The 21,720-nt window shown below is 77.3% G+C and carries 18 protein-coding genes; 8 read left to right on the top strand and 10 right to left on the bottom strand.

The window, feature by feature from the left end; genetic code table 11:
- Positions 1 to 42: 42 nt before the first annotated feature.
- A complete protein-coding gene (locus LO771_RS27510; protein ID WP_230747487.1) occupies positions 43 to 1,758 on the bottom strand; it encodes an MFS transporter in 1,716 nt (571 codons plus the stop codon).
- A 171-nt stretch (positions 1,759 to 1,929) separates the two neighbouring features.
- Between LO771_RS27510 and LO771_RS27505 the strand changes: the two genes are divergently transcribed.
- Entirely contained in the window at positions 1,930 to 2,796 is an 867-nt protein-coding gene (locus LO771_RS27505; RefSeq protein ID WP_230747486.1) for a TetR/AcrR family transcriptional regulator, read from the top strand.
- Positions 2,797 to 2,803: 7 nt separating this feature from the next.
- On the opposite strand, the gene LO771_RS27500 is transcribed toward LO771_RS27505, so the two are convergent.
- The gene (locus LO771_RS27500; protein WP_230747485.1) at positions 2,804 to 4,033 is read right to left on the bottom strand and encodes a cysteine desulfurase-like protein; all 1,230 of its coding nucleotides are present in this window, start codon (positions 4,031 to 4,033) and stop codon (positions 2,804 to 2,806) included.
- A gap of 317 nt (positions 4,034 to 4,350) precedes the next feature.
- Between LO771_RS27500 and LO771_RS27495 the strand changes: the two genes are divergently transcribed.
- On the top strand, positions 4,351 to 5,214 hold the full coding sequence (locus LO771_RS27495) for a universal stress protein (RefSeq protein WP_230747484.1): 864 nt from the start codon (positions 4,351 to 4,353) through the stop codon (positions 5,212 to 5,214).
- 211 nt (positions 5,215 to 5,425) lie between these two features.
- Positions 5,426 to 5,932: a hypothetical protein gene (locus LO771_RS27490; protein ID WP_230747483.1), complete on the top strand. Its 507-nt coding sequence runs from the start codon at positions 5,426 to 5,428 to the stop codon at positions 5,930 to 5,932.
- Here the strand turns inward: LO771_RS27490 and LO771_RS27485 are convergent.
- The 3 genes from LO771_RS27485 to LO771_RS27475 all read right to left on the bottom strand — a co-directional run bounded on the left by LO771_RS27485 (position 5,905) and on the right by LO771_RS27475 (position 7,383).
- Complete coding sequence (locus LO771_RS27485) at positions 5,905 to 6,219, bottom strand: hypothetical protein (protein WP_230747482.1); 315 nt, start codon at positions 6,217 to 6,219, stop codon at positions 5,905 to 5,907. The genes LO771_RS27490 and LO771_RS27485 overlap by 28 nt on opposite strands.
- An 85-nt stretch (positions 6,220 to 6,304) precedes the next feature.
- Positions 6,305 to 6,802 (bottom strand): DMT family transporter, encoded by a 498-nt coding sequence (locus LO771_RS27480; RefSeq protein WP_230747481.1) that lies wholly within the window; start codon positions 6,800 to 6,802, stop codon positions 6,305 to 6,307.
- Positions 6,803 to 6,879: 77 nt separating this feature from the next.
- Positions 6,880 to 7,383 carry an FBP domain-containing protein gene (locus LO771_RS27475; RefSeq protein WP_230747480.1) on the bottom strand — a complete coding sequence of 168 codons (504 nt, stop codon included), beginning with the start codon at positions 7,381 to 7,383 and terminating at the stop codon, positions 6,880 to 6,882.
- A 172-nt stretch (positions 7,384 to 7,555) separates the two neighbouring features.
- Between LO771_RS27475 and LO771_RS27470 the strand changes: the two genes are divergently transcribed.
- Together LO771_RS27470 and LO771_RS27465 are read left to right on the top strand one after the other, a co-directional pair.
- Positions 7,556 to 8,524: a pseudouridine synthase gene (locus LO771_RS27470; RefSeq protein ID WP_230747479.1), complete on the top strand. Its 969-nt coding sequence runs from the start codon at positions 7,556 to 7,558 to the stop codon at positions 8,522 to 8,524.
- Between the two features lie 89 nt (positions 8,525 to 8,613).
- Positions 8,614 to 8,838, top strand: a complete 225-nt coding sequence (locus LO771_RS27465) for a hypothetical protein (RefSeq protein ID WP_230747478.1) — start codon at positions 8,614 to 8,616, stop codon at positions 8,836 to 8,838.
- Positions 8,839 to 8,907: 69 nt separating this feature from the next.
- On the opposite strand, the gene LO771_RS27460 is transcribed toward LO771_RS27465, so the two are convergent.
- From LO771_RS27460 to LO771_RS27450, 3 genes are read right to left on the bottom strand one after another with little or no spacing between them, the layout of a single operon-like run.
- Positions 8,908 to 10,296, bottom strand: a complete 1,389-nt coding sequence (locus tag LO771_RS27460; RefSeq protein ID WP_230747475.1) for an extracellular solute-binding protein — start codon at positions 10,294 to 10,296, stop codon at positions 8,908 to 8,910.
- The gene (locus LO771_RS27455; RefSeq protein WP_230747474.1) at positions 10,293 to 12,875 is read right to left on the bottom strand and encodes a caspase family protein; all 2,583 of its coding nucleotides are present in this window, start codon (positions 12,873 to 12,875) and stop codon (positions 10,293 to 10,295) included. Before LO771_RS27455 ends, LO771_RS27460 begins: the two co-directional genes overlap by 4 nt.
- Positions 12,876 to 12,882: 7 nt before the next feature.
- Complete coding sequence (locus LO771_RS27450) at positions 12,883 to 13,281, bottom strand: hypothetical protein (RefSeq protein ID WP_230747473.1); 399 nt, start codon at positions 13,279 to 13,281, stop codon at positions 12,883 to 12,885.
- A 381-nt stretch (positions 13,282 to 13,662) separates the two neighbouring features.
- On the opposite strand from LO771_RS27450, the gene LO771_RS27445 reads away from it, so the two are divergent.
- Both LO771_RS27445 and LO771_RS27440 read left to right on the top strand, forming a co-directional pair.
- Positions 13,663 to 14,406, top strand: a complete 744-nt coding sequence (locus tag LO771_RS27445; RefSeq protein WP_230747472.1) for an HAD family phosphatase — start codon at positions 13,663 to 13,665, stop codon at positions 14,404 to 14,406.
- The gene (locus tag LO771_RS27440; protein WP_230747467.1) at positions 14,403 to 16,748 is read left to right on the top strand and encodes a glycoside hydrolase family 65 protein; all 2,346 of its coding nucleotides are present in this window, start codon (positions 14,403 to 14,405) and stop codon (positions 16,746 to 16,748) included. The genes LO771_RS27445 and LO771_RS27440 overlap by 4 nt, the downstream gene beginning before the upstream one ends.
- Before the next feature lie 87 nt (positions 16,749 to 16,835).
- On the opposite strand, the gene LO771_RS27435 is transcribed toward LO771_RS27440, so the two are convergent.
- Both LO771_RS27435 and LO771_RS27430 read right to left on the bottom strand, forming a co-directional pair.
- A complete protein-coding gene (locus tag LO771_RS27435) occupies positions 16,836 to 18,083 on the bottom strand; it encodes a DUF4032 domain-containing protein (protein ID WP_230747465.1) in 1,248 nt (415 codons plus the stop codon).
- A gap of 106 nt (positions 18,084 to 18,189) precedes the next feature.
- A complete protein-coding gene (locus LO771_RS27430) occupies positions 18,190 to 20,544 on the bottom strand; it encodes an FUSC family protein (protein WP_230747463.1) in 2,355 nt (784 codons plus the stop codon).
- Between the two features lie 293 nt (positions 20,545 to 20,837).
- On the opposite strand from LO771_RS27430, the gene LO771_RS27425 reads away from it, so the two are divergent.
- Entirely contained in the window at positions 20,838 to 21,521 is a 684-nt protein-coding gene (locus LO771_RS27425; protein ID WP_230747460.1) for an alpha-ketoglutarate-dependent dioxygenase AlkB, read from the top strand.
- Positions 21,522 to 21,720: the final 199 nt, after the last annotated feature.

The following is a 21,720-nucleotide window of genomic DNA, read 5'->3' as shown; positions in this document are numbered from 1 at the left end:
GCCCCGCCATCCGTGCCCGTCCGCGCCCGCCCGCGCCGGCCGTCAGTGGCCGGCCCCCTCGCCGTCCTCGCGGGCCTTCCTCGGCAGCAGGAAGGCGACGAGGAAGGTCAGCAGCAGCATCCCGTCCACGACCCACAGGACCGTCTTCATCGCCGTGCCGAAGCCGACCTGGAAGGCGGACCTGCCGGTGTCCTGCAGGGCCCGGGCGACCGCGGCGCCGGCCTGCGGGGAGGCGGCGGCCGCCCGGGCGTCGCGCTCCAGCCGGGCGCAGGAGGCGGGCGCGGCCTCGGGGTCCTTGGCGGTGGCCCGGTCGCGGCCGCAGTCGTGCAGGCCCCGGACGAGGGCGTCCTGCGCGGCGCCGGTGACCTGGGCCGCGGCCAGCCGCGCCCGCAGGGCGGGCGCGGCGTCGTCGGCGGCCGAGGCGACGCCGCCGCCCAGCAGGCCGAAGAAGACGGTGCCGAGCAGGGCCACGCCGAACGCGCTGCCGAGCTGCTGCATCGCCGTCATGGTGCCCGCCGCGGAGCCGGTCTCGTGCTGCTCCACCCCGGCCAGCACGATGTCGAAGAACGGCGCCATCAGCAGGCCCATGCCGATGCCGGTGACCACCAGGGCGGGGGTGAGCTGCCAGGGGGTGACGCCGGCGCCGGCGCGGTCCAGGGTGAACCAGACGCCGAGGACGCCGAGCGCCATGACGAGTGCGCCGCCGTGCAGGACGCGGCGGCCGAACCGCTGGACCGCCTGGGCCAGCCCGAAGCCGACCACCATGCCGCCCGACCAGGGCACCATGGCGAGTCCGGCGCGGAGCGTGGAGTAGCCGAGGCCCATCTGGGTGTAGAGGCTGAAGACCAGCATGAAGCCGTTCATGGCGGAGAAGAAGACGAGCCCGACGGCCATGCCGCCGCTGAAGCCCCGCTTGCGGAAGAGGGTCGGCACGACCAGGGGGTCGCCGCCGGCCCGGCTGCGCCGGGACTCGTACCGGCCGAAGAGGACGAAGACCGCCGCGGAGGCCGCCAGCATCGCGAACGCCCAGAGCGGCCAGTCGTGCTCGCGCCCCTGGACCAGGGGGAAGACGAGCAGGAAGGCGGCCAGTGAGGCCAGCAGCATGCCGGGGATGTCCAGCCCGGGGGCCTGCGGGGAGCGGCCGCGCGGGAGGAAGCGGAGCGCGCCGAGGAGGGCGGCGGCGCCGAGCGGCAGGTTGATCAGGAAGATCATCCGCCAGCCGGTGCCGGCGTAGTCGGCCTCGACGAGCCAGCCCGCGAGGATGGGGCCGCCGACCGCCGACAGGCCCATGACCGGCCCGAACAGGCCGAACGCGGCCTGCATCTCCTTCGGCGGGAACATCTCCTTGATCATGCCGAGGCCCTGCGGGAGCATCACCGCCCCGAAGAGGCCCTGCACGACGCGGGCGCCGATCAGCATCCCGGGCGACTGCGCGACGGCGCAGAGCAGCGAGCCGGCGGTGAAGCCCGCGGCGCCGACCAGGAACATCAGGCGGCGGCCGTGGATGTCGCCGAGCCGCCCGCCGGTGATGAGCCCGACGGCCATGGCGAGGGTGTAGGCGGCGCCCAGCCACTGGACGGTGCTCGCGCCGCCGCCGAGGTCGGCGCGCATGGAGGGGCCGGCGATGTTGGTGACCACGGCGTCGAGGAGGTCCATCACCTCGGCGGCCAGGATCACGAAGAGGGCTGCCCAGCGCCACCGGTACGGCGCGGGCTGGGTGGCCGGGGCGCTGTCGAGCGCGACACCGGTACTGGTCATGGGGACTCCCCGAGTCGGTGAACGACGTTCACCATAGCCGATCGCTGTTCATTCGGCGAACAACGTTCTCCACGATATAGCGTGACGTGCGCACCAGACAAGATATATCGCTTCTCGGACCGGTGTTCTCCCGCTCCGATCACCGTTCACCGCGCGTCCTACACTGGACCGATGAGCACCGGCCCGGCCAGCGACGACACCCTCCCCGCCACCCCCTGGGAGCGGTCGCCCCGCAGGCGGCCGGCGGCGCGGGTCCCGCTCACCCCCGAGCGCGTCGTCGACGCCGCCTACGAGGTCCTCGACCGCGAGGGCCTCGACGGACTGACCATGCGCCGGGTCGCCGCCGAGCTCGGCACCGCCGTGTCCGCCCTCTACGCCCACGTCAGCAGCAAGGACGAGCTGCTGGAGCTGATGTACCAGCGGATGTTCGCGGGCCTGGAGATCCCCGACCCCGACCCCGACCGGTGGCAGGAGCAGATCAAGGAGTTCGCCCGCGCGGGACGCGCCCGGCTGCTCGCCCACCGCGACATGGCGCGCATCTCCATGGCCCACGTCCCCTTCACCGCCGGCCTGCTCCCCCAGCTGGAGCGGATGCTGGCCCTCTTCCGGAACGCCGGCCTCCCCGACCGGATCACCGCGGTCGTGGGCGACATGCTCTCCACCTACCTGGAGGGCTTCACCCTGGAGGAGGAGATGTGGGCCGCGCGCCTGGCCGCGCAGGACGGCGGGGACGGCACGGCCGCCTGGGAGCGGATGCGGGCCGAGATGGAGGCGTACTTCGCCTCGCTGCCGCCGGACCGCTTCCCCCACCTCACCGCGCTCTCCGGCGTGATGGCCGACGAGGACCAGGACCAGCGCTTCGAGGCCGGCTTGGAGATCATCGTCCGCGGCCTGGCGACCTACCTCGACGAGGACGGCGCCCGCCCGGCCGCCCCCCGGGGCGCGGCGGACACGGCGGACACGGCGGACCGGGGCGCGGGCCCCGGGCGCACGGCGGGCGGGACCGGGCACGGCCGCCCGGCCCCGCCGCAGGACTGACGGGCCGTCAACCGGCCAGTCGCGCCACGCCCTCGACGAGGCGGTCCACGTCCTCCGCGCAGGTGTAGGCCGCGAGGCCGGCCCGGACGGCGCCCGCGTCGCCGAGCCCGGCGTGCCGGGCCGCCTCGACGGCGTAGAAGCTGCCGGCCGGGGCGTTCACCCCCAGCCCGGCCAGGTGCTCGGACACCTGCCGGGGCGCGTGCCCGGCGACGGAGAAGAGCGCGGTGGGGGTGCGCCGCTTCGGCGCGCCGTGCAGCGTGACGCCGGGGAGCGCCGCGAGGCCGTCGAGGAGGCGGCCGAAGAGCTCCTCCTCGTGGGCCTCGACCTGCCGCATCGACTCCAGCACCCGGGCCCGGCGGGACCTGCCGGACTCCCCCGGCTCCCCGGACCCGCCCGCCGGCCCGGCCAGGTCCGCGACGAAGTCGACGGCGGCGGCCGTCCCGGCCAGCAGCTCGTAGGGGAGCGTGCCGAGCTCGAACCGCTCGGGCACGGCGTCGCTGGACGGCAGCAGCTTGTCCGGGCGCACGGTCTCCAGCAGTCCGGGGTCGGCCGCCAGCAGGCCGTGGTGCGGGCCGAAGAACTTGTACGGCGAGCAGGCGTAGAAGTCGGCCCCCAGCTCCGCCGTCGAGACCGCCGCGTGCGGCGTCAGGTGGACGCCGTCCACGTACACCAGCGCGCCGACCGCGTGCGCCGCCTCCGCGATCGCCGGGACGTCCGGGCGGGTGCCGAACAGGTTGGACGCGGCCGTGACGGCCACCAGCCGGGTGCGCGGGGAGAGGACGGCCGCCACGTCGTCCACCGTGAGACCGCCCGTCGCCGGGTCGAAGTCCGCCCACCGCAGGATCGCGCCGCTCGCCTCGGCGGCGGCCTGCCAGGGGCGGATGTTGGCGTCGTGGTCCAGCCGCGTCACCACGACCTCGTCGCCCGCACGCCACTGCCGGGACAGCGCCCGGGCCATGTCGTACGTCGCCTGCGTCATGGACCGCGCGAAGACCACGCCCTCGGCCCGGCAGCCCAGCAGATCGGCGACGGCGGCGCGGGCCCCGGCCACCACGGCCTCGGTGCGCCGCTCGGCGGCGGTGACGGTGCCGCGGTTGGCGAGGCCGCCGCAGAGCGTGTCCGCCACCGCCTGCGCCACCTGCCGGGGGACCTGGGAGCCGCCGGGGCCGTCGAAGTGGGCGGTGCCGGACGCGAGGGCGGGGAAGCAGGCGCGGACGCGGTCGATGTCGAGGCTCATGGGCCCATCCTGCCGGGCCCGCCCCCGCCGTCAAGGGCACGGCCGGTCCGGGCCCGCGGGGGTCCGGCAGGCCCGCGAGGGGGCGGGCAGGCAGGGACGGACGGCCCTGGCGCGGGCAGGTGGGGCGGGTGAGGCTGGAGGGAGCAGGGCGGGACCGGCCACGAGGCGGAGGACGGGATCATGCAGCTGCAGACCGGAGCGCAGGACGGACGACGGGCCGGGCGGCGGACCCCGCAGCGGACCCGGCGGCGGACCGGGCGGGCCGGGCCCGCAGACCGCACCGCGGCCCGCACCGCGACGGCGGCCGGGGGCCGGCCGTGACGGGCGTGGTGGTGGGGGCGGACGGCTCGGCGTGCGGCCTGCAGGCGGTGGCGGTCGCGGCCCGCGAGGCGCTGCTGCGGCACTGCCCGCTGCGCGTGGTGCACGGCTTCCTCTGGCCGTACTTCCCGGTGTCGCTCAGCCCGTCGGCGGTCGGGCCGCCGGAGGGCGGGCTGCGCAACGAGGCGCGGCGCATCGTCGGCGAGGCCCTGGAGCACGCGCGGAAGGCCGCGCCCGGTGTGGAGGCCACCGGCGAGGTGGTGACGGGCTCGGCGGACGCGGTGCTGGTGGAGGAGTCGCGCGGGGCGGACCTGGCGGTGGTCGGCGACCGGGGGCTGGGCGGGTTCGGCGGGCTGCTGCTGGGGTCGACCGGGGTGCAGCTGTCGGCCCACGCGGGCTGCCCGGTCCTCGTGGTCCGCGGACGGCCGGAACCCGACGGTCCGGTCCTGCTCGGTGTGGACGGGTCGCCGGCGAGCGCCCCGGCGGTGGACTTCGCGTTCGCCGAGGCCGAGCTGCGCGGCGTGCCGCTGGTCGCGCTGCACGCCTGGACGGGGCCGGTCTCCGGCGGGCCGGGCGACATGCTGCCGCTGGCGTTCGACGCCGACCTGGTGGCCGCGGAGGAGGAGCGGCTGATGGCGGAGGCCCTGGCGGGCGCCCGGGCGGACCGGCCGGGGGTGGCGGTGGAGGAGCGGCTGCTGCGGACCAGGACGCGCCCGGCGCTGATCGAGGCGTCGCGGGAGGCGCAGCTGCTGGTGGTGGGGGCGCGGGGACGCGGCGGGTTCACGGGGCTGCTGCTCGGGGCGGTGAGCCAGGCGGTCCTGCACCACGCGGAGTGCCCGGTGGCGGTCGTCCACAAGCGGTAGTCCCGGTTCCGGGGGTGTTTTCCGGCCGTTCCGCGGGCGGGGTCGAGCAGGGGTTCCGGGGCCGTGCCCGGTGGGGGGCGGCAGGGGCCCGGCCGGTTCTTGCGCAACTTTCTGCAAGTTGCTGCAAGAAATTGCAGAGCGGCCTAGGGTCGTCGTGACGCCGGGGGACCACCGGCGGACCGGGCACGACCGACCCAGGAGGAGCACTCCCATGCGCAGCTCGACCGCACGACGTTTCGCGGGCCTCGCGGCAGCCGCAGCAGTCACCGCGGCCGCAGCCCTCACCGCCGCACCGGCGCAGGCCGCCCCGGCGGAGACCGTCACCGCGGAGCCGACCCCCGTGCAGAGCGCCACCGCGGCGCCCACGCCGACGCAGGGCGCCACCGCGGAGCCGTCCCCGGACCCGACCGCCACGGCGGAGCCCACGCCCGCGCCGACCGCCACCGCCACCGCCACCGCTACCGCGGAGCCGACGCAGACGCAGACGCCGACCGCGGAGCCGACGCCGACCGCGACCCGGGCTCCGTCCTGCGTGACCTGGGCCGAGAGCTGGCGGTACACCCTCGTCACCAACGGCTGCGCGGAGCACCACACCCTGAAGATCGAGCAGACCGACGGCACGGTGAGCCCCTGCCGGGAGGCCGATCCGGGCGACGTCATCACCTTCGCGGGCTACGGCTTCAACGCCAACTACGTGGTGGCCGTCGAGCTCTGCTGAGCCGCACCCGGCTGCGCACCGCCGCGGACGAGCGGCGGGCGGTCCAGGACGGCGATCCCCGCCACGGCCGGCGCGGCGCCCAGCCCCTGGACGGCGAGGAAGGCCGCCGAGGGAGCCGGCCGCTCGTGGAGGACGGCCGCGCCGACCAGCACGCTGCCGACCGGCTCCAGGGTGTCGACCACGGGCAGGGCGAGGGCCGGCGAACCGGCCTGGAAGGAGCTCCGGGCGAGCAGCAGCCCGAGGACGCCGACGGGGAGCAGCGCGTACGGCTGCCAGCGGCCCAGCACCCAGGGGCCCTCGTCGCGTGCCGGGACCGCGGTGCTCCTCGTGAGGCCGTTCAGCAGGGCGGAGCAGAGCCCGGCCCGCCGCCGCCTACAGGAGGGTGCGCGCCCGGCCGCCGCCGCGCAGCCCGGCGGCGACGAGCACCGCCGCCAGCGCGGTGGCGGCGGCGGCCGGCGGCAGCCAGGCGGACGCGGGGGGCACCCGGGCCGGCCCGGGTGACGGCAGGACGGCGAGGAAGGCCGCCACGCCGGCCGCCGTGCAGACCGCGCCCACCGCGTCGGTCCGGGTCAGCAGCATCCGGTGGCGCCACGCGACCAGCGGAAGGGCGAAGAGGAGGTCGGTGGCGGCCAGCGGCTGGACGAGCACCAGCGGTCCGAAGGCCAGCGCCGCCCCCTGGATCCCGTAGGAGAGGGCGGCCACGGCGATCCCGGCCAGCCAGAGGGGGCGGCGCGCCAGCCGCAGCAGCAGCCGGGGCCGCAGCGACTCCGCCCCGGGCTCGGCGCCTGCGGCCTCCTGCTGGAGCACGGCCGCCACGGCGAAGCAGAGGGCGGCCAGGAGCGCGGTCAGCACGACGAAGCCGGTGGCCATGGCCCCAGCATGCCGCCGCGCCGCCCGCGCGCCTGGCCCGGCGCGCGGGCGGCGCGGCGGGTCGGGCGCGGCCGGCGCTACGCCGCGGCGAGGACCTGGTCGAGGAAGGCGTGCAGGTTGTCCGTCATGCGGGCGACCTGCTCCTCCACGGTCAGCGTCTCCTCGTACCGGGCGCCCAGGCCGGTCCGCCGCTTCCCCCGCACGTAGAGGGGGCAGGCGAGGTCGGCGCAGAGGTACGTGCCGACGGTGTTGCCCTGGCGGCCCGCGGCACCGGCCCGGGGCGCGGCGAAGAGGGAGACGCCGGAGCCGGGGTGGGCGGTGACGCAGACCGAGCAGACGGTGGTCCTCAGCAGGCTCCGGCGGGCGCCCTGCGGGGCGCGCAGCACGACGCCGGTGAGGACCCCGCGGTGTTCGGCGGCCAGGTAGCCGCGGTCGGGGGCGCCGGGGTCGCGCCAGCCGAGGAAGTCCAGGTCGGCCCAGGGCAGGGACGCCAGGTCGCGGGGCACCCACAGCCTGCGCGCCTCGCCCTTGGAGCAGTTGACGAAGGATCCTCGGAGGTCGTTCTCGTCGAGCGGGGTCATGGGGTCGGAACCTAACACCGGGCGGCGCCGGTGTCGCCCGGATATCGGACGGCCCGTGCCGGCCGGCACCGGTCGGACACCGGCCGGCCCGGGTGTCCGGGCGGGGCTCCCGGCCCGGGCGCCCGGGCGGCAACGCGCCCTCCGGTCCGGGGCCCGTAGGCTTGCGGGCGAGATGAGACGCAAGCCCCGGGTGCCGCAGGCACCGCTGCCGCAGCGCGACGGGATCGACCCCGTGCGGCTGCGGCTGCCCGCCGAGGGCCCGTGGGCCACGGTCCGCGACCACCTGGTGGACCGGCTGCCCGCGGTGGCGCCGGGGCGGATCGACGCGATGCTGCGCGAGCGGGCCTTCGTCGGCGTGGACGGGCCGCTGGCCCCGGACGCGCCGTTCGTGCCGGAGGCGTACGTCTGGTTCCACCGGGAGCTGCCCGCCGAGGTGCCGGTGCCCTTCCCCGTCGAGGTCCTGCACCGGGACGACGCCCTGGTGGTGGCCGACAAGCCGCACTTCCTCGCCACCACGCCGCGCGGCCGCCACGTGACCGAGACCGCGCTGGCCCGGCTCCGCCGCGACCTGGGACTGCCGCTGCTCAGCCCGGCGCACCGGCTGGACCGGCTCACGGCGGGGCTCGCCCTGTTCGTGGTGCGGCCGGAGCTGCGCGGCGCGTACCAGGCGCTCTTCCGCGACCGCCTGGTGCACAAGGAGTACGAGGCGGTGGCCCCGTACGACGCGGGGCTGGCGCTGCCGCGGACGGTGCGCAGCCGGATCGTGAAGGAGCGCGGCGTGATCGCGGCCTACGAGGTCCCCGGCGAGCCCGACAGCGAGAGCCGGGTCGAGCTGCTGGACCGCCGCGGCGGCCTCGCCCGGTACCGGCTGCTGCCCGCGACCGGCCGCACCCACCAGCTGCGGCTGCACATGAGCGGCCTGGGCGTGCCGATCCTGGGCGACCCGGTGTATCCGGTGGTGCTGCCCGAGCCCGCGCCGGACGACTTCACCCGGCCGCTGCAGCTGCTGGCCCGGGTCCTGGAGTTCACCGACCCGCTGACGGGGGTGCGGCGCCGCTTCGAGAGCCGGCGGACGCTGGAGGCGTGGGAGGCGTACGGGACGTGGGCGGCCGGTCGCGGCGGGGCGGGCGCCCCCGCGTGACCCACCGCGCCCCCGCGGATGCGGCGGCGCCCCTGGACGAGCGGCCGGACGCCCGTGACCGATCGGCCGTCCGGGGCGTTGAGCGGGGCATGAAGAAGCGCAGCATGCTCGCCGTCGCGTCCCTCGCCGTCGGCGTGGTCGCCTCCCTGACCGCCCCGAGCGCCGCCCACGCGGCGGAGCGGACCGGCCCCGCCGGGGGGCCGGACGCCCGCACCGCCGCCGACGTCCTGGAGGGCGTCCTCGGCCACGGGGCCCCCTCCGGGCCCACCAGCAGCGCCGGCGGCCTCACCGTCACCCCGCCGGCCGGCCGCTGACGCACCGGCCCGCGGCGCCGCGCGGGACGGGTCGTGCCCCGTCCCGCCGGTCCGCCCGGCGGCACCGGCTCAGTGGCCGGAGAGCGACCTGCGGAGCCGGTCGGCGAGGACCGTGGCGGCCGGTGCGGCGGGGGCGGTCCCGCGCAGCACCGCCGCGACGGTGTCCTGCACGTCCCGGGTGAAGGCCGCGTAGTAGGGCGTGGCGGGGCGGGCCCTGGCCCGGTCGAGGGAGTCCCTCAGCGCCGCCGTGTAGGCGGGGTCGGGGGCGGGGTCGCCGGGGCGGCACCGGCCGGTGAGGGCGGAGGGGCGGGCGGGGGCGAAGCCGCCAGCGAAGAGGCAGCGCTCCGCCTGCGGGCCGGTCAGGTCGGCGACGAGCTGCTCGGCGAGGGCACGGTGGGCGCTGCCGGCGGCGACGGCGAGGTTCTGGCCGCCGAGGGCGGAGGCCCACGGCAGCCGCAGGACGCCGTAGTCGGCGCGTCCGGCCGCCGAGCGGTCCTCCGGCTTGTCCCGGGCGTCCTTCAGCTGCCCGTACGCGTAGGGCCAGTTCCGCAGGTAGAGGGACTCCCCGGCGAGGAAGCGGCGGAGGCTCGCGGACTCGTCGGCCCGCAGCGAGTCGGCGCCCAGCAGCGGCAGGCCGCCGCCGCCGTCGCGCCGGGCGTACAGGAGGCTGTCGAGGCCCGCCTGGGCGGCGGCGCTGCCGACGGCGACCCGGCCGCGGTCGTCGACGACCCGGCCGCCGCCCCGCCAGACGGCCTCCAGGGTGTTGACGGTGAGCCCCTCGTACTCCTTGAGCTGGGTGAGCAGGCCCGCCCTGACGTGCTGCCCGGCGGGGAGGGCGCGCTCGGGCGAGCGGGCGAAGCGGGCGGTGGCGGCGGCCAGGTCGTCCCAGCTCCGGGGCGGGGGGTAGCGGTCGGGGGGGAGCAGGTCGCGGCGGTAGTAGAGCAGGCCGACGTCGGTGTTCCACGGCACGGCCCAGATGCGGCCGCCGCGGCGGGCGGTGCCGGCGACGGCGGGCCAGGTGTCGTGGTCGAGGAGGTCGGCGAAGCCGCTGCCGTGCAGCGGCTGGATGAGTCCGCCGTCGGCGAACTCGGCGGTCCAGGTGACGTCGAGGTTGACCACGTCGTAGCGGCCGGTCCGGGACTGCAGGGCGGCGACGAGCTGGCTGCGCTGGCGGTCGGCGTCGTCGGAGAGCCGGACGATCCGCACCCGGACGCGGTTGCGGGCGGCCCAGTCCAGGATGAGCCGTCGGCGCACGCCGGTGCCGGAGAGGTCGCTGCCGGTGGCGACGGTGAGGGTCCGGTCCGCGGCGTCCGGCCCGGGCGCCGCGGGACCGGCCGGCGGCGTGCCGGTGCAGGAGGCGGCGGCGGGCAGGACGGCGAGGGCGAGCAGGGCGGCGGCGGCCCGCCGCCAGGGACCGGGGCGGGGCCGGGTGCGTCCGGGGGCGGTGCTGCGGGTCACGGTCCCACCCTTCCCTTGGTCAGCCCCGCGACCATCCGCGGCAGCGCGGCGGCGAGGGAGCCGGAGGCGGCGCAGCCGCCGCCGGTGGAGGCCGCCGCGATCGCCTGGGCCTCGCGGGCGCAGCCGTAGGGGCGCATGGCGGCGACGATCACGGGGACGTCCTCCCGGGCGAGCCGCTCCTCCAGGCCGCGCAGTGCGGCGGCGCGCCCGGCCGCGGGCCGGTCGGGGAGCCAGTCGCCGTCGGTGACGAGCAGGACGGCGTTCTGCCGGTCACCGCCCGCGTCGTGGAGGGTGTCGAGCGCGCCGCCGAGGGCGCGGTAGAGGTCGGTGGTGCGGATCCCGGCGAGCCGCAGGCGGGGCAGCGCCCAGGAGGGCGTGTCCGGGACGGCGGCCCCGAGGGCCCGGACGTCGCGGACGCGGTCGGGGCCGTCCCCGGTGGGGAAGGTCCGCAGGCCGTAGACGTCGCCGGGGGCAAGGCGGCGCAGGGCGGACTCCACGGCACGGGCGGCCTCCTGCAGCCGCCCGGCCTCGCCCATCGAGTCGGACACGTCGAAGAGGACCAGCAGCCGCAGGTCGGGGTGGGCCCGGCGGTACCGGTCGACGCGCACGTCGACGCCGTACGCGCTGAGCTCGCCGGGCGGTCCGGCGGGGGCGCCGTAGCCGGCCTGCGCCGTCCGGGCGCGCCCGTCCGGGCCGGTGAGCCAGGCGCGGAAGCGGTCGGCGGTGTCGCGGCGGCGCTCCGCGTCGGCGGCGCCGGGCCAGGTGACGGGGACGAGGGGGTAGTCCAGGGCGGGGACGCCGCGCAGCGGGTGGCGGTCGAGGCGGCGGCCGGGCTCGCGGGCGGCGGACGGCACGGCGTCCGGGCAGCCGTCGCCGAGGGGCGCGCCCGCGTCCATGGCGTCGAGCTCCCGGGCGGAGACGAGGGCGGCGGTGTCGCCGTAGCCGCCGCGGGCGGGGTCGTAGCCGCGGCGGAGCTCGCACAGGGCCCAGTACCCGTCCTGTGCGGAGCGGCCCTGCCCGATGACGGTGCGCTCCAGGTCGTTGATCCGCCGGTCGGGCAGGAGGCGCTCGTCGTCGGAGACGGGGAGCGCGCCGGGGTCGCCGGCCGGGGCGCGGTAGAGGCCGAGGGTGTGGACGAGGCCGGTGCCGGAGACGGTGGGGTTGGGACGCAGCAGCACGGGCGTCTCCCTCCGCGCGGCCCGCAGGCCGAGCCAGCGGTCGATCAGGCCCGGCCAGGAGGCGGGCGTGCCGTCCGGGCCGAGGCCGAGGGCGCGCCGGGCGCGGTCGGGGACGGCGAGGAGGAGGGGGCTGCCGGCGACGGACCGCCCGGTGCCGAGCAGGCCGCCGTAGCCCGCGGGCACCCGCCGCGCGACGTACTGCAGTTCGGCCGAGGACTGCGGGATCCACAGGTCGGGCTGGGGGCCGACCTCGGTGAGGGTGTCGCGGTCGGGGCTGTCCCAGGCCGCGGGGTCGGCGAAGGCCCGGGCGACCGCGTCGAGTCCGGCTCCGTAGACGGTGAGGTGGGCGGTGCGGCAGTCGCGGGCGTCGCCGGTGTCGCGGTGGTTGGCGGGCGAGCGCTCGTAGGCGTCGGCGACGCCGGACAGGGGGCCGGTCTCCTCCGGGGCGGTGAGGACGCGCATCTCCAGCGGCGGCGGGCACGGTCCGGGGCGCAGGGCGGAGCGGGCGGCGGCCCCGCCGGCGGCGAGCAGGCAGAGCGCGAGGGCGATGCCGAGCACGCGGCGGTACCGGGGCCGGCCGCGGCCGAAGAACCACTGCCAGGCGGAGGCGAGGTGGCCGGTGGCCCGCCGCAGCAGGCCGTGCAGGGTGGTGAGGGCGCGTCCCAGGTCGCCGGAGGGGCCGCGGGCGAGGGAGAGCACGGTGTCGCCGGCCTGGTGGGAGACCTCGGTGGGCGCCCAGGGGTAGACGGTGTCCGGCGGCTGGTGGACGCGGGAGAGGGCCTCCAGCTCCCGGCCGACGGCCTGGACGGTGGCGTGGCCGCGGGGTTCGGAGACGCCGTGGCGCAGCACGTGGACCAGCTGCTCGGTGAAGGGGGTCAGGCGGCCGTGGCCGGTGGAGACCTCCCGGTTGTGCGGGGAGGAGGTGAGCACGGCGAAGGGGCGGCGGGCGGGCAGGGGGCCGTCGAGGAGGTTGCCGGAGAAGCAGCAGTCGAGGATGAGGACGAACCGCTCGACGCGGGCGTCGGCGAGCTTCTCCAGCAGGTCGGAGCAGCGCACGGCGCTGTGGCGGGCGGTGTCCTTCGTGGAGCCGCCCACGGCGAGGAAGAGCTCGCCGTCGGCGTCGACGTAGCCGTGGCCGACGTAGTAGACGAGCAGCAGCTCCGAGGTGTCGGCGGCGGCCCGGTGGACGGCGGCGAAGACGTCGCCGGGCAGCTCGGGGTCGGACAGGACGGTGACGCGGCGCGGCAGGAGCAGGGCGTGCTCGCCGTCGCCGAGGGCGGAGCGGAGCTCGGCGAGGTCCTCCGCGGCCTGGGGCAGGTCGGGGAAGCCCTTGGCCGGGTAGGCGCCCGCGCCGATCAGGAGCGCGCGCGAGTCGGCGGGGGACGGGAGCCAGCCCGGCATGCCGCCGCTATCCGGGTCGGCCGTCCGCGTCCAGGCCCTGCAGGATCCGCAGGGCCATCGCCTCGAACTGCCCCTGGTCCATGTCCCGGCCGGTCAGGGTGACCGCTCCACCGTCGCGGAGACGGACGGTGAGGGTGCGGTCGGGGTCGGGCTGGTTGCGCAGGTGGCTGTGGAGGGAGCGGAGGAGGACGCCGACGAGGCCGGTCGCGGCGCCGGTGCCGAGGTTGACGGCGATGTCGGCGAGCAGGCCCTGGACGGGCTCGCCGTCGTCCCGCGGCACGGTCCGGCGGGGCCGGTCGCCGAGGCCCTGTTCGCGCTCGCCGGCGAGCCACGCGTCCAGCGCCCCGACGGCGTCGGCGTTCGCTCCCGCCCCCTCGACGGAGATCAGCACCTCACCGGACTCCATCGCCCCTCCCCCCTCAGGCAGCGGGGCCATCGTACGCTGACGTACCGTCAACCTCCAGGGCGTGCGCGGACCGTGCGTCCCGCCGCCGCCCGCGCTCCCCCGCCGCCCGGCCCGCCCCCGGCCTCCCGTCCCCCGTCCCCGGTGCGGGCGGGCACCGCCCCGGGCGGGCGGATCGCGGGGAGGGCCGGCCGGGGGACGGGCACGGCCGGTGCGCGGACCGGCGGGGCGCGGACGCCCGGCGCGTCCCCTGCCCCGGTTGCCGGGGGCCGGGGTCCACCGAACCATGGGAGGGTGAGCCGCTCCCGCGCCCCCCGCCCGGACGGCGGACCGCCGCCCGGTCCGCCCGGCATGCGGTGCGCCCTGTCCGGGGAGGGGTGAGGCATGACGAAGCTGGGTCTCCCGGACGGCATCCGGGCCTGCCTGTTCGACCTCGACGGGGTGCTGACCAAGACCGCCGTCGTGCACGCGGCGGCGTGGAAGGAGATGTTCGACGACTTCCTGCGGCGGCGCGACGGCGACGGCTTCCGGCCGTTCGACGCGGTCGCCGACTACGACGAGTACGTCGACGGGAGGCCGCGCGCCGACGGGGTGCGCTCCTTCCTCGCCTCCCGCGGCATCGGGCTGCCGGAGGGCTCGGAGGACGACCCGCCGGAGAAGGACACCGTGCAGGGGCTCGGCCGGCGCAAGAACGACCTGGTGCTGGAGCGGATCCGCAAGGACGGCGTGGAGGCCTACCCCGGCTCGGTGCGGTTCGCGGAGGCGGTGCGGGCCGCGGGCCTGCGCACCGCCGTGGTCTCCTCCAGCGCCAACTGCCGCGACGTGCTGGTCGCGGCCGGCATCGAGCACCTCTTCGAGGTGCGGGTCGACGGCGTGGTGGCCAAGGAGAAGGGGCTGCCGGGCAAGCCGCACCCCGACACGTTCCTGGAGGGCGCCCGCGAGCTGGGCGTGGAGCCGGACGGGGCGGCCGTCTTCGAGGACGCGCTGGCCGGCATGGACGCGGGCCGCGCCGGGCGGTTCGGGTACGTGGTGGGCGTGGACCGGGTCGGCCAGGCGGACGCGCTGCGGAAGCACGGCGCGGACACCGTCGTCCAGGACCTCGCCGAGCTGCTGGAGGACCGGCGGTGATCACCCATCCCTCCTACGCCGTCGAGCCGTGGAGCCTGCGGGAGACCGAGCTCAACCTGGACGTGCTGCCGCAGAGCGAGTCGGTCTTCGCCCTCTCCAACGGCCACGTCGGCTGGCGCGGCAACCTCGACGAGGGCGAGCCGCACGGCCTGCCCGGCTCCTACCTCAACGGCGTCTTCGAGCTGCGGCCGCTGCCGTACGCGGAGGCGGGCTTCGGCTACCCGGAGTCCGGCCAGACCGTCATCAACGTCACCAACGGCAAGGTCATCCGGCTGCTGGTCGACGACGAGCCGTTCGACCTGCGGTACGGGCGGCTGCGCTCCCACGAGCGGGTGCTGGACCTGCGCTCCGGCCTGCTGCACCGCACCGTCGTGTGGACCTCGCCCGCCGGGCGGACCGTGCAGGTCCGCTCGACGCGGCTGGTCTCCTTCACCCAGCGGTCGATCGCCGCGATCGGCTACGAGGTGGAGCCGCTGGACTCCGAGGTGCGGGTGGTCCTGCAGTCCGAGCTGGTCGCCAACGAGGAGCTGCCGGACACCGGCGGCGACCCGCGGGTCTCGGCGGCCCTGAGGTCGCCGCTGCGGCACGAGGAGGACTTCGCCAAGGAGCTGCGGCTGCGGCTGCTGCACCGCACGGAGAACAGCGGCCTGCGGGTGGCCTGCGCCGCCGACCACGTCGTCAACGGGCCGGACACCACCCGCACCTCCGGCGAGAGCGGCCCGGACGTGGCCCGGCTCACCGTGACCTCGGTGCTGAAGCCGGGGCAGGCGCTGCGGGTGGAGAAGTTCGTCTCCTACGGCTGGTCGAAGGTCCGCTCGCGGCCCGCCGTCCGCGACCAGGTGGACGCGGCGCTCGCCGCCGCCCGCAGCACCGGCTGGCAGGGGCTGGTGGACCAGCAGCGCGGCTACCTCGACGACTTCTGGGCCCGGTCCGACGTGGAGGTGGAGGGCGACGCGGAGATCCAGCAGGCCGTCCGGTTCGCCCTGTTCCACGTGCTGCAGGCCGGTGCCCGCGCCGAGGAGCGGGCCATCCCCGCCAAGGGCCTGACCGGCTCCGGCTACGACGGGCACTCCTTCTGGGACACCGAGACGTTCGTGCTGCCGCTGCTCACCTACACCTCGCCCGACGCCGTGGCCGAGGCGCTGCGCTGGCGCCAGTCCACGCTGCCCGCCGCCCGGCAGCGGGCCCGCCAGCTGGGCCTGAAGGGCGCCACCTTCCCGTGGCGGACCGTCGACGGGCAGGAGTGCTCCGCGTACTGGCCGGCCGGGACCGCCGCCTTCCACGTCAACGCCGACGTGGCCGACGCGGTGGTGCGCTACGTCTCCTCCACCGGCGACGAGGACTTCGAGCGGGAGACCGGCGTGGAGCTGCTCGTGGAGACCGCGCGGCTGTGGCGGTCCCTGGGCCACCACGACCACCACGGCCGGTTCCACATCGACGGGGTGACCGGCCCGGACGAGTACAGCGCGGTCGCGGACGACAACACGTACACCAACCTGATGGCGCAGGCGAACCTGCGGGCCGCCGCCGACGCCGTGGAGCGCCACACCGAGCGGGCGGCGGCGATGGGCGTGGACGACGAGGAGACCGCCGCGTGGCGGGACGCCGCCGAGTCCATGACGGTGCCGTACGACGGGGCGCTCGGCGTGCACGAGCAGTCCGCGGGCTACACCGGCCACCAGGTATGGGACTTCGCCGCCACGAAGCCGGACCAGTACCCGCTGATGCTGCACTTCCCGTACTTCGACATCTACCGCAAGCAGGTGGTCAAGCAGGCCGACCTGGTGCTGGCCATGTACCTGCGCGGCGACGCCTTCGACGACGAGCAGAAGGCGCGGAACTTCGCCTACTACGAGGCGCTGACCGTGCGGGACTCCTCGCTCTCGGCCTGCTGCCAGGCCGTGATGGCGGCCGAGGTCGGCCACCTGCGGCTCGCCTGGGACTACCTGGGCGAGGCGGCGCTGATGGACCTCAAGGACCTGGAGAACAACACCCGCGACGGCCTGCACATCGCCTCGCTCGCGGGCACCTGGATCGCGCTGGTGGCGGGCTTCGGCGGCATGCGGCACCGGGAGGGCGTGCTGTCGTTCGCGCCGAGCCTCCCGGAGAAGCTGGCGCGGCTGGCCTTCACGGTGATGGTGCGGGGGCGGCGGCTGCGGGTGGAGATCACCGACTCGGTCACCACCTACACGATGGTCGAGGGGGCGCCGCTGGAGGTGAACCACTACGGGCGGCCGGTCACCGTCTCGGACAAGGCGCCGCAGACGCTGCCGGTGCCCGCCCCGGCGGCCCGGCCGGAGCCGAAGCAGCCCCCGGGGCGGCGGCCGGGCCGCCGGGCCTGAGGCCGCGGCACCGGGCGGCGGACGGCCGGGCGGAGGGCGGGCCCGGCGGCGCACGCCGGGCCGGCGGCGGCGGGGCCGGGGGCGGGGTCACCCGTCCGCGGCGGCCGCCGCCGCCTGCGCGGCGGGGTCGGGCACGTGGACCAGGACGGTGCGGACGTAGTCGTCCACCGCGCGCTCCAGGCCCACGTCGCCCTCCTCCTGCTCGGAGAGGTACCAGCGGTGCTCCAGGATCTCGTGGTAGAGCTGCGCGGTGTCCATGCGGGCCCGCAGCTCCTTCGGCACCAGCCGCACGGTCGGCCGGAACACCTCCCGCACCCACCGGTGGGCGATCACCTCGCGGCTCGCGCCCAGCGGGTCGCCCGGCGCCCAGTCGTCCTGATGAGCCGTGTAGGTCTCCAGGTCGTTGAGGAGGCTGCGGGCCTGGTTCTCCTCGGCGTCGAGGCCGGTCAGGCGCAGCAGCTGCCGCTGGTGGTGCCCGGCGTCGACGGCCTTGGGGAGGATCGTGACGCGGGCGCCGTCCGCGGAGTGCGCGATCTGCAGCTCGGCGACGTCGAAGCCGAGCTCGTTGAGGCGGCGGATGCGGTCGTCGATGCGGTGGCGGAAGTTGCGCGAGTACACGGAGGCGCGGGTCAGCTCGTGCCACAGGTCGCCGTACCGGGCGGCGAGCGCGTCGCCGAAGGCCACCGGGTCGACCGAGGGGTGCAGCGAGCCGCCCGCCTCCAGGTCCATCAGCTCGCCCGCGACGTTGACCCGGGCGACCTCGATGTCGTACGCCCGCTGCCCGTCGGAGAGCTGCGGCTGGAGCTGGCCGGTCTCGGCGTCGACGAGGTAGGCGGCGTAGGCGCCCGCGTCGCGGCGGAAGAGGGTGTTGGACAGGGAGCAGTCGCCCCAGGCGAAGCCCGCCAGGTGCAGCCGGACCAGCAGGACCGCGAGGGCGTCGAGGAGCCGGTTCACCGTACTGGGGCGCATCGTCGTCTCGAACATCGCCCGGTACGGCATGGAGCCCTTGAGGTGGTGGGTGATGAGCACCGGCTCCAGCGCCTCGCCCGCGTCGTCCGTGCGGCCGGTCACCACCGCGACCGGCTCCACGGCGGGGACGCCGAGCCGGGCCAGGTCGCGCAGCAGGCCGTACTCGCGCACCGCGTTGTACTCCCCCACCTCCTTCACCGCGACCACCTCGCCGCCGGCGCGGGCGAACCGCACCACGTGGCGGGAGATGCCGCGCGGGAGGGAGACGAGGTGCCCGGCCGGCCACTCCTCCAACGGGAGCCGCCAGGGCAGCTCCAGCAGGAGGCCGGGGTGGTCGGGCGAGGCGGCGGTGATCTGGAAGGCCATGCGGACGAGTGTGCGGCATCGGCCCGCCCGCGGGCATCCGCCGCCCGCCTGCCGGGACGCCGCCGGCGGGTGCGCGCTCCCGGGGCGCGGCCGCACGGGCCTCGGTTCAGGCCGGGACGTCCTGCGGGGGGCGGCCCGGGCGGGCCCCGGCGGCGGTGTCCTCCGGGGCGGTGGTGCAGCCGAGCGGCCGGGCCAGGCCGAGGACGCCCTCGTCCAGCCGCTGGAGGTGCCGCAGGACCCGCAGCGCCACCGTGCCGCCCGCCTGCGGGCCCAGGGCGGCGGCGACGTTGGGCCCGCTCTCCAGGGCGGGCGGCCTCCCGCCCGTCCCCTCCATGCGGCGGGCCAGGGCGCGCAGGTTGCGGCTGATGCGCCCGGCGGCCCCGGCGAGCCGCGGGTCGGCGCCGATCCGCAGCTGTCCGGGCACCTGCTCGGCCGTGGCCGCGAGGCTGCGGGCGTGGTACGCGCAGGTCTCCAGCAGGCCCATCACGTACCGGGCGTTGCGGCGGCGGGTCCGCAGCGGGCTGACGGGGTGGGTGAGCGGCATGACGGAGGCCCGCAGGCCGTCGAGGGCGGTGTCCAGGGCGCGGGCGAGGTCGAGCAGGTCGCCGTCCGGGAGGCCGTTCCCCGGGGCCCCCGGGGGGCGGGCGGTCCCGCCGAGCCGCGCCGCGGACGCGGTCAGCACGTCGTCCAGGCGTTCCAGGACCTCCCGCAGCTGCTCGTCGGTGCGGCGGCGGGTGCGGACGGGCAGGACCAGCAGGGCGGCGGCCAGGCCGCAGGCCGCGCCCAGCGCCGTCTCCTCGATCCGCAGGACCAGCACGGCCGCGCTGAAGGTGTGCAGCAGGGTGTAGAGCAGGGCCAGCATCAGCGTGATGAAGAACGACATCAGGGTCTGCGACAGCGGCGCGGTGAAGGACGTGCCGAAGATGCAGACGACCACCAGGGCGAAGGTCGGCCACGGCTCGCCGCCCAGCGGGACGGCGAGGGCGAGGCCGGCGACGACGCCGACGGCGGTGCCGAACAGCCGCCGGGAGCCCTTGACCAGGATCTCGCCGGTGGAGGAGGTGTTGACGAAGACCACCCAGCAGGTGAGGACGGCCCAGTACCAGCGCTGCGGCGACAGCAGTTCGCCGCCGAGCATGGCGAGGGCGGACCCCGCGGAGACCTGGAAGGCGGCCCGGGTGGAGGGGCGGTCGAGCCCGCGCGGCTCCTCCTCCGCCGCCTCCGCCTCCTCGGCCGCGGACAGGCTGACGTCCTCGGCCTCCAGCTCCTCCCGGGAGCGGACGGTCTCGGGGCTGTCGTCGGCGGGGTCCTCGGCGTCCTCGGCGAGCGCGAGGTTGAGGCCGAGCACCGCGCGGGAGAGCTCGCCGACGGCGCGGAAGGCGTCCTGCACGGGCGGGGAGGCGTCCTGCGGCAGGCGGGCGTCGTCCCGGTAGCCGAGCAGGCGGTTGCGGACGGCGGCGTGGCCCGTGCCCTGCCGCTCCTCCGCCGTGCGGCCGGCGAGGAGGCGCAGGGCGCGCAGCTCGCGCTCCAGGGTGCCCAGCGCCGCGGCGTCGGCGTCCGGGGGGTGCGGGAGGGTCCGGGCGGCGGCCGGGGACGCGAGGTGGTCGGGCAGGTGGAGGATCAGGGTGTGGTCGGCGCCCCCGCCGCCCGGTTCCAGGGCCCGCAGCAGCAGGACGCCCAGCCGCTCCGCGCCGATCTCGGCCTCCGCGATGCGGCGCTGGACCAGGGAGGCGGCGCACGCGTCGGCGGTGCCGGTCTCCAGGCGGCCCTGGATCATCAGCGCGCACTCATGCAGCCGGGCGATGCTGCGGTGCAGCTCGCCGACGTCGCGCTCGGCGGGCGGCGTGCCGGTGCGGGCCTCGGCGACGAGCTCGGCCTGGGCGCCGAGGACACGGCCGAGCCGGACCCGGAAGGCGCGCCGCAGCCGGTCGAGGGTGCGCTCCGGGGTGACGCGCAGGAGCCCGAACCGCATCACCGCGGCGGCGGCGAAGGCCGCGGTGACCGCGCCGTACAGCGCCGGCAGCTGCGCCGGCCGGACCTGGACGAACTGGGCGACGAAGTAGAGCTGGAAGGCGATGATGCCGGGCCCCGAACCGCGCGGGCCGTACCGGCGCACGTAGACGGCGGCGAAGATCAGCGCGACGAAGACCAGGTCGGCCGCGACCCGGTGGGAGAGGAGCAGCGCGGCCAGGGTGACCGACAGCAGGGCGGCCGGCAGTCCCAGGGCAAGGGTCGCGGCCTGGTCGCGCAGCCGCGGCCCGGTGACGGCGAAGGAGGTCGCCAGCCCGGTGACCGCGGTGACGACCAGCAGCATGACGGGGGCGTGGAGGGCCGCGAGCACGGCGAGGGACAGGACGATCGTGCCGACCGTCTGGAGGGCCGCCAGCAGCCGGATCAGGCCGGGGTCGGAGGCCGTGAAGCGGTCCCGCAGTCCTGTGCACGCCTGCCGTACCCGTCCCATGTCCGCGACCGCGCTCCCCGGAGTCCGCTGTGGTACGCCCGGCGGGCGGTGCGCCGCCGGACGGTGTGACGGGTCCATTCTCGGCCAGGGGCCGGTCCGGCACCCCGCGTGGCCCTTCCGGCGCGTGCCCCGGGCGGCGGGGTGCCATGCCGTGGGCGGGCCGGGGCGGGGCGGCCGAACGGCACGGGTCGGGGGCGGCGGCGCGGGGGCGGGGCGGGTCGGCGGCGCGGGTGGCGGGGGTGGCAGGGTGGACGGGGCAAGCACCGCCCGCCCGGACCGGAGGAGGCCCCGCGGTGACCCTTCCCCTCTTCGGACCGGCCGCCGGGCGTCCGCGGACCCTCGCCCCGGGCGCGGTCCACGTGCCGGGCTGGCTCGGCCCGGACCTGCAGCGCCGGCTCGTGGAGGCCTGCCGCGCGTGGGCCGCCGGACCGGTCCCGCTGCGGCGGGTCCGGCTGCCCCGCGGCGGTGTGATGTCGGTGCGGACCGTCTGCCTGGGCTGGCACTGGAGCCCCTACCGGTACACCCGCACGGCGGTGGACGCGGGCGGCGGCCGGGTGGCGGAGCTGCCCGGCTGGCTGGCGGACCTGGGGCGCGGCGCCCTCGCCGACGCGTACGGGGACCCCGGGGCGGCGGGGCGGTACGCACCCGACACGGCCCTGGTGAACTTCTACGACGAGCACGCCTCGATGGGCATGCACCAGGACCGGGACGAGCGCTCCGGCGCCCCGGTGGTCTCGCTGAGCATCGGCGACACGTGCGTCTTCCGGCTCGGCACCACGGAGGGCCGGGGCCGTCCGTGGACGGACGTCGAGCTGGCCTCGGGCGACCTGCTCGTCCTCGGCGGCCCGTCCCGGCTCGCGTACCACGGCGTGCCGAGGATCCTGCCCGGCACCGGCGACCCGGCCGTGACCGGGATGCGCCGGGGGCGGCTCAACATCACCCTGCGGGAGACCGGGCTCACGGACGACGACGGCTGACGGACGGCGGCGTCCGACGGCCGGCGGCGGTCCGCCGACCGCGGCGGGTGCTCCGCCCTGCGGGGGCGGATGCTCCGGATTCCGTCGAACCGGTGTCCACGGTACGGAACAGCGGATACGTTTCTCCTCACCCGTCGGCACCCCGGGCCGCCCCGCGGCCCCGGGTGCCGGCGCACCACCGCACGGCGCACCACCGCAC

It is taken from the genome of Streptacidiphilus sp. ASG 303, assembly GCF_020991365.1.
GTDB lineage: Bacteria > Actinomycetota > Actinomycetes > Streptomycetales > Streptomycetaceae > Peterkaempfera.
The sequence above is the reverse complement of the archived record's forward strand: the minus strand, read 5'-3'. Positions and strand labels throughout refer to the sequence as shown.